This window comes from Erythrobacter sp. S249 (assembly GCF_057364975.1).
The window spans coordinates 1,590,190-1,605,682 of the sequence record NZ_CP200287.1 but is presented as its reverse complement, the minus strand read 5'-3'; the positions used below and the strand labels follow the sequence as shown (position 1 = coordinate 1,605,682).

Annotated in this window: 15 protein-coding genes; 7 read left to right on the top strand and 8 right to left on the bottom strand. The window is 57.2% G+C overall.

Annotated elements, in window-relative coordinates:
* Positions 1–13 precede the first annotated feature (13 nt).
* The 6 genes from trmB to lptB all read right to left on the bottom strand — a co-directional run bounded on the left by trmB (position 14) and on the right by lptB (position 6,113).
* Positions 14–715 carry a tRNA (guanine(46)-N(7))-methyltransferase TrmB gene (gene trmB, locus AC0V6V_RS07530; RefSeq protein WP_486164803.1) on the bottom strand — a complete coding sequence of 234 codons (702 nt, stop codon included), beginning with the start codon at positions 713–715 and terminating at the stop codon, positions 14–16.
* A gap of 39 nt (positions 716–754) precedes the next feature.
* A complete protein-coding gene (locus AC0V6V_RS07525) occupies positions 755–1,303 on the bottom strand; it encodes a hypothetical protein (protein WP_486164802.1) in 549 nt (182 codons plus the stop codon).
* 9 nt (positions 1,304–1,312) lie between these two features.
* Complete coding sequence (locus AC0V6V_RS07520) at positions 1,313–2,698, bottom strand: LysM peptidoglycan-binding domain-containing protein (protein WP_486164801.1); 1,386 nt, start codon at positions 2,696–2,698, stop codon at positions 1,313–1,315.
* A 178-nt stretch (positions 2,699–2,876) separates the two neighbouring features.
* Positions 2,877–3,572, bottom strand: a complete 696-nt coding sequence (gene ctrA / locus AC0V6V_RS07515; RefSeq protein WP_472640405.1) for a response regulator transcription factor CtrA — start codon at positions 3,570–3,572, stop codon at positions 2,877–2,879.
* Between the two features lie 226 nt (positions 3,573–3,798).
* A complete protein-coding gene (gene rpoN, locus AC0V6V_RS07510) occupies positions 3,799–5,301 on the bottom strand; it encodes an RNA polymerase factor sigma-54 (protein ID WP_486164800.1) in 1,503 nt (500 codons plus the stop codon).
* A gap of 20 nt (positions 5,302–5,321) precedes the next feature.
* The gene (gene lptB, locus AC0V6V_RS07505) at positions 5,322–6,113 is read right to left on the bottom strand and encodes an LPS export ABC transporter ATP-binding protein (protein ID WP_486164799.1); all 792 of its coding nucleotides are present in this window, start codon (positions 6,111–6,113) and stop codon (positions 5,322–5,324) included.
* A 177-nt stretch (positions 6,114–6,290) separates the two neighbouring features.
* Between lptB and AC0V6V_RS07500 the strand changes: the two genes are divergently transcribed.
* Complete coding sequence (locus AC0V6V_RS07500) at positions 6,291–6,686, top strand: hypothetical protein (RefSeq protein ID WP_486164798.1); 396 nt, start codon at positions 6,291–6,293, stop codon at positions 6,684–6,686.
* Between the two features lie 8 nt (positions 6,687–6,694).
* On the opposite strand, the gene ppa is transcribed toward AC0V6V_RS07500, so the two are convergent.
* Positions 6,695–7,222, bottom strand: coding sequence for an inorganic diphosphatase (gene ppa / locus AC0V6V_RS07495; protein ID WP_486164797.1), 528 nt, complete (start codon positions 7,220–7,222; stop codon positions 6,695–6,697).
* Between the two features lie 105 nt (positions 7,223–7,327).
* Here ppa and hisS point away from each other — a divergent pair, with 105 nt between their 5' ends.
* The 6 genes from hisS to metK all read left to right on the top strand — a co-directional run bounded on the left by hisS (position 7,328) and on the right by metK (position 14,318).
* Complete coding sequence (gene hisS / locus AC0V6V_RS07490; protein WP_486164796.1) at positions 7,328–8,602, top strand: histidine--tRNA ligase; 1,275 nt, start codon at positions 7,328–7,330, stop codon at positions 8,600–8,602.
* 5 nt (positions 8,603–8,607) lie between these two features.
* Positions 8,608–9,675, top strand: coding sequence for a peptide chain release factor 1 (prfA, locus tag AC0V6V_RS07485; protein WP_486164795.1), 1,068 nt, complete (start codon positions 8,608–8,610; stop codon positions 9,673–9,675).
* A complete protein-coding gene (gene prmC / locus AC0V6V_RS07480; RefSeq protein ID WP_486164794.1) occupies positions 9,672–10,490 on the top strand; it encodes a peptide chain release factor N(5)-glutamine methyltransferase in 819 nt (272 codons plus the stop codon). The genes prfA and prmC overlap by 4 nt, the downstream gene beginning before the upstream one ends.
* 263 nt (positions 10,491–10,753) lie before the next feature.
* The gene (locus tag AC0V6V_RS07475; protein WP_486164793.1) at positions 10,754–11,392 is read left to right on the top strand and encodes a DUF4167 domain-containing protein; all 639 of its coding nucleotides are present in this window, start codon (positions 10,754–10,756) and stop codon (positions 11,390–11,392) included.
* A 42-nt stretch (positions 11,393–11,434) separates the two neighbouring features.
* Positions 11,435–13,045, top strand: a complete 1,611-nt coding sequence (gene lnt, locus AC0V6V_RS07470; protein WP_486164792.1) for an apolipoprotein N-acyltransferase — start codon at positions 11,435–11,437, stop codon at positions 13,043–13,045.
* A 55-nt stretch (positions 13,046–13,100) separates the two neighbouring features.
* Positions 13,101–14,318, top strand: coding sequence for a methionine adenosyltransferase (gene metK / locus AC0V6V_RS07465; RefSeq protein ID WP_486164791.1), 1,218 nt, complete (start codon positions 13,101–13,103; stop codon positions 14,316–14,318).
* An 11-nt stretch (positions 14,319–14,329) separates the two neighbouring features.
* On the opposite strand, the gene AC0V6V_RS07460 is transcribed toward metK, so the two are convergent.
* Positions 14,330–15,493 (bottom strand): CaiB/BaiF CoA transferase family protein, encoded by a 1,164-nt coding sequence (locus tag AC0V6V_RS07460; protein ID WP_486164790.1) that lies wholly within the window; start codon positions 15,491–15,493, stop codon positions 14,330–14,332.

The following is a 15,493-nucleotide window of genomic DNA, read 5'->3' as shown; positions in this document are numbered from 1 at the left end:
TATGAAAGCAAATTCAGCGTTTGCGGTAACGGAAATACCAAACTTCGTGCTCGAACACTTCGCGCGCCTTCTTTTCATAGCGTGTTTCTGGCCAACCCGATGGACGGTTTTGGAAGCTTTCTGGGCCCTCAGTCACCCATTCGAGTCGATCCGAAAAACGCTGCATCACCATGAGCGCATGGCGCAGATAAATTGCATGGTCGGTCCCGAAGCGGAATTCGCCGCCGGGTTTGAGTTTGTCCGCGATCATGGCGATGGGGCCATCATTGACCATGCGCCGCTTTGCGTGGCGCGCCTTTGGCCAGGGATCGGGGTGCAGCAGATACACCATGGTCAGAGCGCCATCGGGAATTCGGCTCAGCACATCGAGCGCATCGCCCGCATGCAGGCGGACATTGGTCAGTCCCTGATCTTCGACATGACCAAGCGCAGCTGCCACGCCGTTCATGAATGGCTCGGCGCCGATCAATCCATGGTTGGGCAGCAAGTCCGCGCGATAGGCAAGATGCTCTCCGCTGCCAAAACCGATTTCAAAGTGCATCGGACAATCTTGGCCGAACAGCCTCTCCGCGGTGACTGGACCTTCGGCGGGGACGGCGATGCGAGGCAGCAAATCATCCACCAAGCCTTGCTGGCGCGCGCGCAGGGGTTTGCCGACGCTGCGGCCGTACAAACGGTTGAGTGTTGTGGGGTCGCCTTCTTTGTGCGCAGTCATGTGCCCCCGCTAGAAAGAGCGCAGGCCCATGTCCAGTGCTCAGTCCGCGACAGTCACTTCCATCGGCGCATTATTGTAGTCCATCGGGAACACAGACGCGGTGAATTGGCCCTCAACATAGAACACGATGCCGCCGGTGCGTTTGGCAATTTGCATCTGGCCATATTCATCGATCCGCTGCCAGCGGTCAGCCGCCTCTAGCTTTGGCCGGTCCATAAAGCTGGGGCTAAGGGCTGAGCACGCCTCATCGAACCATAGGATTTCCTGTGCAGGATAGCCTGGATATGTGAAATTGATCTGGCAGGCAGAGCGCTCCCCGCGCTGCAAATCATCTAGAGAAATGATCCGGGCTTCGCTCTCGATTGGTGCGTTTGCTCTATCTGGCGGCGGTAGAGCAGGGGAGCCTGTCCGTTTGATTTCCGCTGAACTTGGCTCGTCCGATGACGTTTCGGCCAAGGGCGCTGGAACGGCCGACGCGGTTTGCTCGGCGCCTTCGTCCTTCGTCAGAGCCCCTGCATCGGAGCACGCAGCCACCATCCACGGCAGCGCTGCGAGCAGAAGATATCGAAAGCTCTTTGGGCGTCTCATTACCTGAGCTTAGTCTGGATCAAATTCGATATGAAGGTGGTTGTTGGCCGGATTGTTTGGGAAGACCTCAAACAACACATCGTAATCTGGCCCAACAGCCTCACTCACGGCATCTCGCAAGGCCCTTCCTTGAGCAATGGTCAGATTGTTGCCTCGGAAATCGAGCGCTTTGTTTTCATAGTGGAGGGAGTTCTCGCTATGCCGCGCGTCATTGCCGCTTGTTATGACAGGCTGAGGCAAACCGAGCTGCTGCGCTGCTACTGCCACAGCACGGATCGCAGGGTCCATGGATGAGTGCAGCTGAGACAGGTTCACACTGCTACTCTTGATGGCAACGCCAACTTCGGCGGCAAGCACTCTGCCATCGAACGAACCGGTCGCTGGCTCAGATGTGGGCTGCGCTACGCTGGCTGAACCCGGCAGGCCCACTCTGAATTCGCCCGGGCGATAGCGCTCAAGATCCGGCGTCGTGCCATGACGGTGAATGGCGTCGCCTCGTCCTAGCACGGGTCCCTCAAGAGCATTGATCCATCCCAGATTGACGGAATCGGAATAGTTCGGATTGGCGTAATTCAGGTGTGATCCGATTGAGGATTCTCTACCCTGAGCGCGCTCAGCAAGATAGCTGTCCACCAATTGATCAACGCGCGCGCTCACCTGAGCCATGGGGATTTGTTCGACGGAGGTACGTCCGTCTGGCCAAGACACAGGGCCGTTGATGTCCGAGAATTGATATGGCGCGTTCGCCACATCGGCGACTGTATCGCCCCAGCGGCCCGATGCAGTGCGATTGAGCAGAGTGTCGATGATCCCATGTGCCTGGGCTTCTCCAGCCGACTGCACCCATTCAGTTTGCAGGACGCGCTTCAAATTGTTGACGTCCGCCTGAGACAGGCTGAGGGTCTCTCCGTTAAAGGTCGTCGAACCAACAGGAGCAACATCGCTTGGCCCGGTGACGGCTGGTGTCCCATTGTCAGAGGCTTCGACCCCAATTTGCGGTGCTGACGGCGCGGCCGCTCTTGTCGCTGGAAGAGTAATCTCTTGCCCCGGGTAAATAAGGTTGGCGTTGCGAATTTGAGGATTAGCATTCAGCACAGCTTGCAAGGATAAACCCGCGCTTCGCGCAATAACGCCTAAGGTGTCGCCCCTCACAACGGTGTGCGTGCTTGTTCCTGCGCCCGGCACGTTTAGACTGTCGCCAGCATATATGCGGTTAGGGTTGGATATCCCATTGGCTCTCGCCAGGGTCGCCACATCGGTTCCAAACCTCTGCGCAATGCTGCTGAGTGTGTCACCACTGCGTATCGTATAGCTGCTTTGAGTGCTCGCGCTCTGCATTGCAGCGGCGATACGGCTGGTCTCGTTAGAAATATTCTGTGTGGCTGCGTTTACCATGCCCTACCTCCATCGCTAAGCATGGTCTCACAGGGGGCACCTGCTGTATCTATACGTTTCGTAGAGACTGCGGCAGGACGAGTTTACCGCGAGGCGAACACAGCAAAACGCCCGGAGCATTGCTGCCCCGGGCGTTTCTCGTTCCCGTCCCAGAAGACTGGAGAATTCGTTTAGGCGCTTAAGCGGCCTCTGCTTCTGCATCTGGATCGCGCAGCACATAACCGCGGCCCCAGACCGTTTCGATGTAGTTTTCACCGCCGCAAGCGTGACTCAATTTCTTGCGTAGCTTACAGATGAAAACGTCGATGATTTTGAGTTCAGGTTCGTCCATTCCGCCATAAAGGTGGTTGAGGAACATTTCCTTGGTGAGCGTCGTGCCTTTGCGCAGGCTCAAGAGCTCAAGCATGGCGTACTCTTTACCGGTCAAGTGAACGCGGGCGCTGTCGACTTCAACAGTCTTCGCATCGAGGTTCACGGCAAGCTTGCCAGTGCGGATGATTGATTGGCTGTGGCCTTTAGAGCGGCGCACAACAGCGTGGATGCGAGCAACCAACTCTTCGCGGTGGAATGGCTTAGTGACATAGTCATCAGCGCCAAATCCAAAGCTGCGGATCTTGCTGTCCATTTCGGCAATGCCTGAAAGGATCAAAACCGGTGTCTGCACTTTCGCGACACGCAGTTTCTTGAGCACGTCATATCCGTGCATGTCTGGGAGGTTAAGGTCGAGCAGGATGATATCGTAATCATACAGCTTACCTAGATCCAAGCCTTCTTCGCCGAGGTCGGTCGAATAGACATTGAAGCCCTCTGTCGTGAGCATAAGCTCAATTGCTTTGGCCGTTGTTGGCTCGTCCTCAATCAAGAGCACACGCATTGCTGGTCCCCTATATACCCAGATCATCGTAACAAAGTGTCACGGTAACTCCTCGCTAAGAGGTGTTGCCATGTATTAACCACATAAGTTCTGAACGGAAAAGGTTAATTTACCGTAAAGCATTAGAAACCGGCGAGTCGCAGGGGTTCATACCTATACAGCGGATGGCCTAAATCCCTCCGCTTCTGAGATGCTTAGGCATGCTCAGATACTTTAAGGTGCCGGCTTAAAGGTTGGCGAGCTTCTTTTGCCGGCGCCGTTCTGCGCTGGAGCCGATGCCGATTGCTTCACGATATTTGGCAACTGTTCTGCGTGCCAGGTCGAAGCCTTCCTCTTTCAGAAGGTCTGCGAGTTTTTGGTCGGATAAGATCTTTTTGGCCTCTTCAGCATCGGTCAGAGCTTTAATGCGGGCTTTGATCGCCTCGGACGATGCGCCTTCGCCGTCGCTCGATGAAACGCCGCTGGTGAAGAAGTATTTCAGCTCAAAGCAGCCGCGCTCGCAATGCAGAAATTTGTTGCTGGTCACGCGGCTGACCGTGCTTTCGTGCATATCGATTTCTTCGGCGACCTCGCGCAAAGTTAGAGGGCGAAGCTCCGACACGCCATTGCGAAAGAAGCCTTCCTGCTTCTTCACGATCTCAGCTGCCGTCTTCAGAATGGTCTTTTGGCGCTGGTCCAGCGCCCGGATGAGCCAATGGGCATCGGCCAGTTTTTCCTTCAGCCAGCTTTGCGCGTCGGGATCCGGCGCGCCATCTCGCAGTTCGACAAAATATGACCGGTTGACGATCAGGCGAGGCAAGGTCTCCTCATTCAGCGCCACATCCCAGCCGCCCTCACCATTGTCGGTGAGAAGAATGTCCGGCACGACTGCGCTCGCAGTGCTTGCCCCATAAGACAGCCCCGGTTTTGGGTCATAGCCGCGCAGCTCGGCGAGCATGTCAGCGAAATCTTCTTCATCAACCCCGCAAACGCGCTTCAATCGGGCGATCTCGCCGCGTGCGACCCATTCCAGGTGGTCAATTAATTGCGCCATGCACGGGTCGTAGCGGTCCGCTTCGCGCGCTTGGATCGCCAGGCATTCCGAAAGGCTGCGCGCGCCAACTCCGCTGGGGTCGAGCGTTTGCACTGCCTTTAGGGCGCTTTCAGCATCACGCAGTTCCACCCCAAGATCGTAGGCCACATCGCGCAAATCAAAAGAGAGGTAGCCTGCCTCGTCGAGCAATCCGATCAAGTGACGCGCAATGAAAGCCTCGCGTTCGTCTTTGGCTGCCGCGCCAATTTGCTCGCCAAGATGTTCCGCGAGCGTAATTTGTGCTGCGCTTGTTTGCTCAAGGTCGGGCAGAATATCTGAGCCGCCGCCACTGCTCGCGGCCGCTCCCCACTCTGCATCGCCTGCCGCAGGACCGCTTGCCCCGTCGCCCGTATCTCGGTCGCGGTCGAGCGCGCCAGTGTCCAAATCAAGTGGAGCCTCGCTCTCCCCTTGCGCTTGGCCGATCAGCTGGTCGGCGGTGAATTCTTCGCGCGGGATATCATCGTTTTCCCCGCTGGACCCACCGTCTTCACTGGACAGCGCCCCGGCCTCGAGCAGTGGATTGGCTTCCAAAGCGTCGGAGATGAAGGTTTCGATTTCGAGGTTCGATGCCGCCAGCAGTTTGATCGCCTGCTGCAATTGCGGCGTCATCACCAAAGACTGTGACTGGCGTAGGTCTAGCCTTGGGCCGAGCGCCATGATTTAATTCCGCCGTCTCGTCACAAAGTGAAGCCTTCACCGAGATAGAGCCGTTTGACGTTCTCGTCTGCGACAAGCGCCTGCGGCGTTCCGGCGAAGAGAACCTGTCCGCCATATATGATGCATGCGCGATCAACGATATCGAGTGTTTCTCGAACGTTGTGATCAGTAATCAGCACGCCAATGCCGCGCCCTTTGAGGTCTTTTACAAGATCGCGAATATCGCTGATCGACAGCGGGTCGATGCCGGCAAACGGTTCATCGAGCAGCATGATGGAGGGCTTTGCGGCCAACGCTCTGGCAATCTCGCACCGCCGCCGCTCGCCGCCAGACAAAGCCATGGCTGGTGAACTGCGCAGTTCTGTCAGGCCAAACTCACCGAGCAGGCGTTCCAGTTCTTGAGCGCGCGTATCACTATCCGGCTCGACCATCTCGAGAACGCAATTGATATTCTGCTCAACGGTCATGCCGCGAAAAATACTGGTTTCCTGCGGTAGGTAGCCAAGCCCCAAGATCGCGCGGCGATACATCGGCAGCTTGGTGACATCTTCGCCGTCCATCAGGATCCGGCCAGAATCCGGGCGAACAAGACCCATTATCGAATAGAAGCACGTCGTTTTGCCTGCGCCATTGGGGCCGAGCAGGCCCAGCACCTCGCCTTTGCCGACAGTCAAGGAAATGTCGCTTAGGACCGAGCGCTTGTCATAGCTCTTAGCAATAGAAATGACTTCAAGGCCGCCATCAGGCAGCGGCGCTGTGGCATCGGCGGTGCCGCTTTCAAGCGTATCGGCTAGGGCGTTCGTCTCACTCATCGGACCACCCTTAGCACCGCATTCCAGACATAAAAGGGCAGTATTGCCCAATTTGGCAGGATTTTTGCGTGTCGCAATTCCTGCAACAAAATTGCGGATTGGTTACCGAGCTTGCAAGATATGCGGCAATTTGAAATACTCCATGTCTGGGGAACGATTCCGTTGGAGAGCGGCACAATGAAAAATATCGCGCATCGCTATGACGCAAACGAGCAAGCTGACGGAAAATCCGATGGCTATGCTCTCGATTGGCGTAAATCGATGAGCGATCATGTTGCCTATGCGCTGCTCGTCTACACGGGCCTTCAGATATTCGTGACGATTAAGGCGCTCAACACCGGTGGTGCATCCATCCTACCTTACATTGCACTCGTGGTTTTGGTTGCAGCCATTATTCCGGCGTGTCGCTGGTTCGAGAAACGCTGGACTGGCCTGTCAGACAGCGAAGCGGCAGACCAAGCGTATCGTCCGGCTTTCCGGCGCGATCTTGCTGGCCTTTGGGTGATGGCGATTGGCCTGCCGTTCGTGCTGACTTTTTGTTTTAAAGGCGTCTTTTCGCTTTTGTGGGCCTAATTAAAAAATTAGGCGTTAGCGCGCTCAATCGCTTCAACAACAATGCGCTGAGCTTCCGCGCGGTCGCCCCACTTACCGATACGGACCCACTTTTCCGCTTCAAGATCTTTGTAGTGTGTGAAGAAATGCTCGATTTGTTGAAAAATGATCGACGGCAAATCTTTGGTCTCACCCACATCTGAGTAATATGGGAAAGTTGTGTCAACCGGCACGCAGATCAGTTTTTCGTCGCCACCGTGCTCATCTTCTAGGTTTAAGACGCCAATCGGGCGAGCGTGCACAACGCAGCCAGCCATAAACGGCGTGCGCGCAATCACCAAAGCATCCAAGGGATCGCCATCAGGACTGAGTGTATGCGGCACAAAGCCATAGTTCGCTGGGTAACGCATTGGCGTGTGCAGGATGCGGTCGACGAACAATGCGCCGCTTTCCTTATCAAATTCATACTTCACCGGCTCGCCGCCAGTGGGCACTTCAATGATCACATTGAGGTCGTCAGGTGGATTATTTCCGGTCGGGATTTTGTCGATACGCATGCTGCTATCCTACTAGTGTCAAAGCCCTCTCCCTGAGCTTGAGTGCCCCCTAGCTGCGCGGCTCTATTGCGGCAAGATGATCTTGTCCCTAATCGCTCAAGTGTAATGTCGAAAAACACTCCAAAAGCCATTCGTGGGACGCAAGATATCTTTGGCGCTGATGCCGAAGCCTTTGCGTTCGTGGTCGAAACCTTTGAGCGCGTGCGGCGGCTTTACCGATTTCGCCGCATTGAAATGCCCGTGTTTGAGAAGACGGAAGTGTTTGCGCGCTCCCTTGGCGAGACGACAGATGTTGTCTCCAAAGAAATGTACTCGTTTGAGGATCGCGGCGGGGATTCGCTCACGCTTAGGCCAGAGTTCACCGCCGGCATTGCCCGCGCGTATCTGACCAATGGCTGGCAGCAGCACGCGCCGCTAAAGGCGGCAACGCACGGCCCGCTGTTCCGCTATGAGCGCCCGCAAAAGGGGCGCTACCGGCAGTTTCACCAGATCGATGCCGAGATCATCGGGGCGGCAGAACCGCAGGCCGATGTGGAGCTGCTGTGCATGGCCGACCAGCTTTTGAAAGAGTTGGGTATCGAAGGGGTGACGCTGCATCTCAACACCTTGGGCGATGGGACAAGCCGTGAGGCTTGGCGCGCGGCGTTGATCGACTATTTTAGCGCGGTGAAAGATCAGCTGTCGGAAGATTCGCAGGAGCGGCTGGAGAAAAACCCGCTGCGCATTCTCGACAGCAAGGATGGCCGGGACAAACCTTTCCTGGTCGACGCGCCGAAAATCGATGACTTTCTGTCTGATGAGGCGCGGGCGTTCTTTAAGGCCGTTACTGACGGCCTGGATGCTGCAGACGTCAAATGGGTGCGGTCAGAGGTGCTGGTGCGCGGGCTCGATTATTATCGCCACACTGCCTTTGAATTCATTCCGGACGAGGGTTCAGCAGCGGCAGACGCTCTGGGCGCGCAAAGCACTGTCCTTGGTGGTGGGCGCTATGACGGCTTGATGGAGAGCTTGGGCGGACCAACGACGCCAGCTGTCGGATGGGCGGCTGGAATTGAGCGGTTGGCTATGTTGGTGGAGGAGCGCACAGAAGTGCCGCCTCAATTGGCAATCGTTGTGGAAGGCGACAGCGAGCAATTGCACTCTGCCGGACTGCGAACTGCAATGATGGCGCGGAGTGAAGGGCTTGTCGCCGAAGTGTTTGCCGCTGGCTCGCCGCGAAAACGTTTTGATAAAGCGGCAAAGAGCGCAGCAACGGTTATTATGGCTTACAGTGAAGATGCCAACGGGACGCTTGAGGCGCCGCGGCTAAAAGGTGGAGACGCTGACATTGAGCGGATTGGTCATGCGTTACGCAATTTTGCTGAAAAACTTGGCGGCTGAGCAACATGCAAATTCCCGCAGAACGCCTTGATCAGATCGCGCACCGCTTCGCTGAGCTGGAAGCCCGCATGGCATCTGGCACGCTGGAGGGTGACGAGTTCGTGCGCGCTTCGCGTGACTATTCAGAGCTTGAGCCGGTCGCGAAGCTATCGCTGCAGGTAAAGGCGATGCGGGAGGAAATTGTTGGCCTCGAAGACATGCTGGCTGATCCTGAAATGAAGGCGATGGCTGAGGAAGAGCTGGGTAAGCTGCGCGAGCAATTGCCTTTGGCAGAGCGCCAGCTTGCAATAGCCCTGCTGCCCCGTGACGCCGCCGACAGCAAGCCAGCCATGCTGGAAATCCGCGCAGGGACGGGCGGCGACGAAGCGGCTTTGTTCGCTGGCGATCTTTACCGCATGTATGAGCGCTTTGCCTCTGAGCAGGGGTGGAAGGTCGAACCCGTCAGCATGAACGCTTCAGAAGTCGGGGGCTTTAAGGAAATCGTTGCGAACGTGCGCGGGGCCGATGTGTTTGCGAAGCTCAAGTTTGAAAGCGGTGTTCACCGGGTCCAGCGCGTTCCTGAAACAGAGAGCGGCGGGCGTATCCATACATCTGCAGCCACAGTTGCGGTTCTGCCAGAGCCGGATGAGGTGGATATCCGGATCGATCCCGGTGATCTCAAAATAGACACGTACCGGGCCAGTGGTGCCGGGGGGCAGCACGTCAACACAACCGACAGCGCGATCCGAATTACCCACGAGCCAAGCGGGCTGGTGGTCACCTGCCAAGACGGACGCAGCCAGCATAAGAACCGCGAGAAAGCGATGCAGGTTCTGCGCGCGCGCCTGTTTGAGAAAACACGTGATGAAGCGCAAGGCGCCGAGGCGGAAGCGCGCAAAGCTATGGTGGGTTCAGGCGACCGTTCCGAACGAATCCGGACCTATAATTTCCCTCAGGGCCGCGTGACGGACCACCGTATCGGGCTGACCTTGCACAAGCTTGAAGATGTACTCGCAGGCCCAGGCCTCAATGAATTGGTCGATGCATTGACGGCGGAAGACGAAGGCAAGCGGCTGGCTGCGCTGAGCGAATGACCATTGCCGAGGTTTTGCGCGAGGCGGCTCAGAAGCTCTCGAGCACCAGTGACACCGCGCGTCTCGATGCCGAAATCCTGATGGCTCATTCTCTTGGCAAAAGCCGATCTGACATGCTGCTGAGGCATATGAAGGACGAGGTGCCAGGGGGCTTTGAGGCTTTGCTTGATCGCCGCATAGCGTGCGAGCCAGTGGCTTACATAACCGGCGTGCAAGAGTTCTATGGGCGTGAATTTCGCGTCACGGCCGATGTCTTGATCCCGCGCGGTGACAGCGAAAGTGTCGTTGAAGCGGCGCTTTTGAAGGCTCCCAGCCCGGTACAAATCCTGGATCTCGGCACGGGCAGCGGCGCCCTCCTGCTCACACTGCTAGCTGAAACCAAAGCATCTGGCTTGGGCATCGATCAATCATCCGCGGCAATTGATGTGGCAAAGGCCAACGCGGAAAAATTGGAAGTCGCCGACCGAGCGCAGCTTTGCGTTGCAGATTGGAGCGTGCCCGGCTGGAGCGAGGGCCTTGGTCCCTACGATCTAGTCATTTCCAATCCACCCTATGTGGAGAGCGACGCGGCGCTAGACCCGGATGTGCGCGATTTTGAGCCTGCGACGGCGCTGTTCGCCGGCGAAGAAGGTCTCGACGACTACCGCCGCATCATCCCGCAATTGCGAGGCCTGCTGACGCCTGATGGTATCGCAGTGCTCGAAATTGGGGCGGAACAAGCGGACGCCGTTCGCTTAATCGCTGAGAGTGAGTGCTTTGACGTGGAGGTTGTTCGCGATCTCGCAGGCCGCGACCGCGCGTTAATCCTTACTTGATCAGCGATTCGGGGTTGACGAAATTTCGACAGGGCTTGGCAAACGCGGCCAGCCTCGCTAACCCCGAATCAGGCAATTGATCGGCACGGGCTGCAAATCAATTGGTCTAGCTCCGTATGAAAGCATGGATTTGCCGCGTGGATACCCCCGGCTCGTACAGCGCGGAGCGCGCGCCAATATTAGAACTGGCGTTTGGACGAGGGGTCTACTGGTCGTGGTGCAATGAGAATTTGCCCGAAGGCCGTAAATGAGGATGAATTTCCTTGAATAACAATCGTAACAATCGTCGCCGCGGTCGCGGTAATCGCAATCAAGGCGGCGGCAATCAGCTAAACCGGATCGACAGCAGAGCGCGGGGTAATGCGCCGCAATTGCTCGATAAATACAAAAAGCTGGCACAGGATGCTCAGCATCACGGCGACCGGGTCCAGGCTGAATATTATTTGCAGTTTGCCGACCACTATCTGCGCGTAATCGCCGATAATAAGGCTCGCCAAGACGAAGCGCGGGCCAAGCGTCAGGAAGAACGCGGCCAATCAGGTGAAGATGGCGATGAAGATGAAGACGGTGAAAACCGTCGCCGCTCTCGCCGCCCGCGTTCACGCCGCGATGAACAGGCCAATGACCAGAAATCTGACAGCGACAACGGCGCCGAAGCGGATGCCGGTGATGCCGGTTCAGATGACGTAGGCGAAGAAGAGCCCAAGCGCCGTGCGCGCAAGCCGCGCGGTGAAGGACAGTCGGAAGAACGCACCACGCGCCGGAAGCCTCGTGCGCCGCGCAAGCCCAAAAGCGACAACAAGGTTGCTGATGAAATCGACGCTTCCGTTCTGCCGCCAGCGATTGGCGGGGACGCACCGAGCCAAGATGATAGCGGCGACAATCTGGAAACTGTAGATTAACGGCGCCTCAGGGCAGGGATGATCGCGGGATAGACAGCCAATATGCGGGCAATCTTTGATCGCTGGATTGGCATTGCCCGCGCGCACCCCAATTGGACCACATTATTGCTGGGCGCATTGGCCGCGCTGGGCTTCCCTCCGCTTGGATGGTGGCCGGTGACTTTGGCTGCTGTTTCGGCCTTCGTCGTTTTGCTCAGCCAGGCGGACAATTGGCGCAAGGCCGCTTTGTTTGGCTGGTTGTTCGGGTGGTCACACCTGACGTTGGCCAACAATTGGATTGCGACGGCGTTCACATACCAGGCGGAGATGCCGCAGTTCCTCGGTTGGTTCGCGGTACCATTGCTGTGCATTTATCTGGCAATTTACCCGGCCCTAGCGGTCGTAATTGCCTATCTCGCTGCAAGACGCGCGGGATTGCCCGCGTTCGGATTGGTGCTGGCCGCCGCGTGGATTGTGACGGAGTGGCTGCGCAGCTGGGTCTTTACCGGCTATCCGTGGCCTCCACTCGGCCTATCTTTGCTGGGATCTTGGGAGCGGCCAGGACTGGCGATATTGCTGCCTTGGCTTGGCACCTATGCGCTTTCGGGATTGGTGGTTTTACTCGCTGCAGGTCTTGCCCATCTCGCGCTTAACAAGGCACGGATCGGCCTCGCCGTTTTGGCCACGCTGATTTCGGCCGGAATGCTATTTCCTTTGTCGAGCGTTCTCGATCGCGAAGACAGCGCAGTGCCTTATGCGCTGATCCAGCCGCTCATCCTGCAACCAGAGATCAACGACCCGAGTAAGTTTGAGGAACAATTCGCGCGTATCACTCAGCTGACTTTGCCAGGTCGTGAGCAGCCACGGCTTGTGCTGTGGCCAGAGAGTGGAGTGCCCGACTATCTCGAAGATGGCTACCCGCAGAGATATTATGACCGAATGACCGCGGCGGGCGATCCAGAGTTTGCGCGCAATCGGATCGCCTCGATCATTGGCTCAGAATCGCTGCTGCTATCCGGTGTGGTGAACCTCGACCTTGCTGAGAAAAATGGCTTCATCCGCGCGGTCAGCGCGAGAAACTCTGTCATAGCTTTGGACGGAGCAGGCGATATCACGCAGCAATATGCCAAGGCACACTTGGTGCCATATGGCGAATACCTGCCGATGCGCGGCCTGTTGGAACCGCTCGGCCTCAGCCGTTTGGTGGCAGGCTCCATTGACTATCTGCCCGGCCCCGGTCCGCGCACGCTCGATACGGGGGCGTTTGGCAAAGTGGGCGTCCAAATTTGCTATGAGATCGTCTTTTCCGGTCAGGTGGTCGATACCGTCAATCGCCCTGAATACCTTTTCAATCCGTCGAATGATGGATGGTTTGGTGCTTGGGGCCCGCCGCAGCATTTGGCTCAGGCAAGATTGCGCGCCATCGAAGAAGGCTTGCCTGTTTTGCGCTCCACCACAACCGGGATTAGCGCGGTAATCGATGCCGATGGGATTGTCAGGCAGAGCATTGCGATCGGCAAGTCGGATAGGCTCGATGGCTATGTGCCGAGCGCCAAGCCGCCGACCCTATTTGCGCGTTTGGGCAATGCCCTCCCGCTCATCTGGGCCGCGTTGTTGAGCTTACTGGCGCTGTGCGTGTCCAGACTGGTTGCGCAACGCCGCGCTGCGAGTTAGGGCTTACTAGACATAAAGATTTCCTTATATCCTGTGACTTTAACGCAGAGGTACCATGCGTAGCGAATATTTGTTCACATCAGAAAGCGTCTCTGAGGGTCATCCGGATAAGGTCTCCGACCAAATTTCCGATGCCATTGTTGATCTGTTTCTGTCGAAAGACCCAGAAGCCCGCGTGGCTTGCGAAACCCTGACCACGACGCAGCGCGTTGTACTGGCGGGCGAAATTCGTGCGAAGGGCATTTACGAGAACGGTGAGTGGGCCGTAGGCGCGCTTGACGAAATTGAACGGACGGTCCGCAATACGGTAAAAGAGATTGGCTACGCCCAGTCCGGCTTTCACCACGAGACATTGACTTTTGAGAACCATCTGCACGGCCAGTCGGCTGAAATCGCGATGGGCGTGGATGCGGGTTCAGAAGGCTCGAACAAAGACGAAGGCGCTGGCGACCAAGGCATTATGTTTGGCTTTGCGTGCGATGAGACGCCGGATCTGATGCCTGCGACGCTGGACTACAGTCATAAGATTTTGCAGCGTCTCGCGCGTGACCGAAAATCGGGTGCGGCCCCGTTCCTTGAGCCGGATGCGAAAAGCCAGGTGACCTTGCGCTACCGCGACGGGAAGCCAGTGGCTTGCACAGCGATTGTGGTCTCAACCCAGCACGCACCAGGCTATCACGAAGGTGAGAAAGAGGCTGAACTCAAGGCCTATGTCAAAGGCGCGGTTGGTGATGTCCTGCCGGATGGCTTCATCAGTGATGAGACGGTCTGGCATATCAATCCGACCGGGGCCTTTGAGATTGGTGGTCCAGATGGGGACGCCGGCCTGACCGGGCGCAAGATCATTGTCGATACTTATGGCGGCGCTAGCCCGCATGGCGGCGGCGCCTTTAGCGGCAAAGATCCGACGAAGGTTGATCGCAGCGCAGCCTATATCACCCGCTATCTGGCGAAGAACATCGTCGCCGCCGGATTGGCAAAGCGCTGCACCATTCAGCTTGCCTATGCCATCGGTGTGTCAAAGCCATTGTCGCTCTATGTCGATACTTTCGGTACGGGTACGGTAGGCGATGACCGTATTGAAGAAGCGATCCTTGGCATCGAAAGCCTTGGCGGATTGACGCCGCGCGGCATCCGTACGCACCTGGGCTTGAACAAGCCGATCTATCTCAGAAGCGCGGCCTATGGTCATTTTGGCCGTCAGGCGAAGGGTGATTTCTTCCCATGGGAGCGCACGGATCTGGTCGATACGCTGAAGGCAGCGCTTACCTAATCGGACGAACTCTACGCGGTGTCTGGGGTGTCCTCACCAAGCCTTGGTGATGGGCGGTCCAGCGCAAGCTCTGCGTCAGAGAATGCAAATGGGCTGCGCACGCCCGGCTGCCCGTCTAGCTCAACCTTGAGACCGCGGGCCTGCACTTGCGGGTCCGAAAATACCTGTTCAAGATCATTGATCGGCCCAGCGGGCACACCTGCGACTGCGCAGGCTTTTAGCAAGTCCTCGCGTGCCCAATTCGTGGTTTCTTGTGCGATCATATCGTCAACCAGTTCTCGGTTGGCGATCCGCGCCTCATTGGTCGCAAACCTATCATCACTCAGCAGGTCCTCACGCTTGAGCACGTTCAGCAGCTTACGGAACAGGCCATCATTGGCGGGCGCAAGAACGACGGGGCCATCTCGCGTCGGGAAGACGCCATAGGCGCTCACCTGTGCATGCGCATTGCCCATGCGCGGCGGGATTTGATCCGTGGTAAAATAGCTCGTTGCTTGATTGGCGAGCAAGGCGACAGAGCAGTCTAGCAGGCTCATGTCGATCCATTGCCCTTTGCCAGTGCGTTCTCGCATTAGCAGCGCGGCTTGAATCGCGTTGGCGGCATAAAGACCGCAGGTAAGATCAGAGATCGACACCCCATGTTTCATGGGCTCGCCATCGGGCTCACCGGTCAGGGACATGAAACCGCTCATCGCTTGAATGACGAAGTCGTATCCGGGTTCATCGCGCCTCGGCCCATCTTGGCCAAAACCGCTGATGGAACAATATGCGACTCTAGGATTGGAGTGCGCGATACTGTCATAATCCAAGGCGAATTTTGTGAGCGTGCCCGGTTTGAAATTTTCCAGGACCACGTCCGCTTCGTCGCAAAGACTGCGGACGAATTGCCGATCTTGCTCGGCCGTAAAGTCGGCTTTGACCGACCGCTTGCCGCGGTTGCAGGCGTGGTAGTAAGCGGCCTCGCGCTCAGTCGCGCCGTCCCGGCCTTCTCGCTCAATCCAGGGTGGACCCCACAGCCGGGTACCATCCCCTTGAAGACTCTCAATCTTGATGACATCAGCGCCCAGATCAGCGAGAATTTGCCCTGCCCATGGCCCTGCCAAGACGCGCGCGAGTTCCAACACTTTGAGCCCAGCCAAGGGCGCGTTCGCGTTGCGGGGTCGGTCAAGCCACAT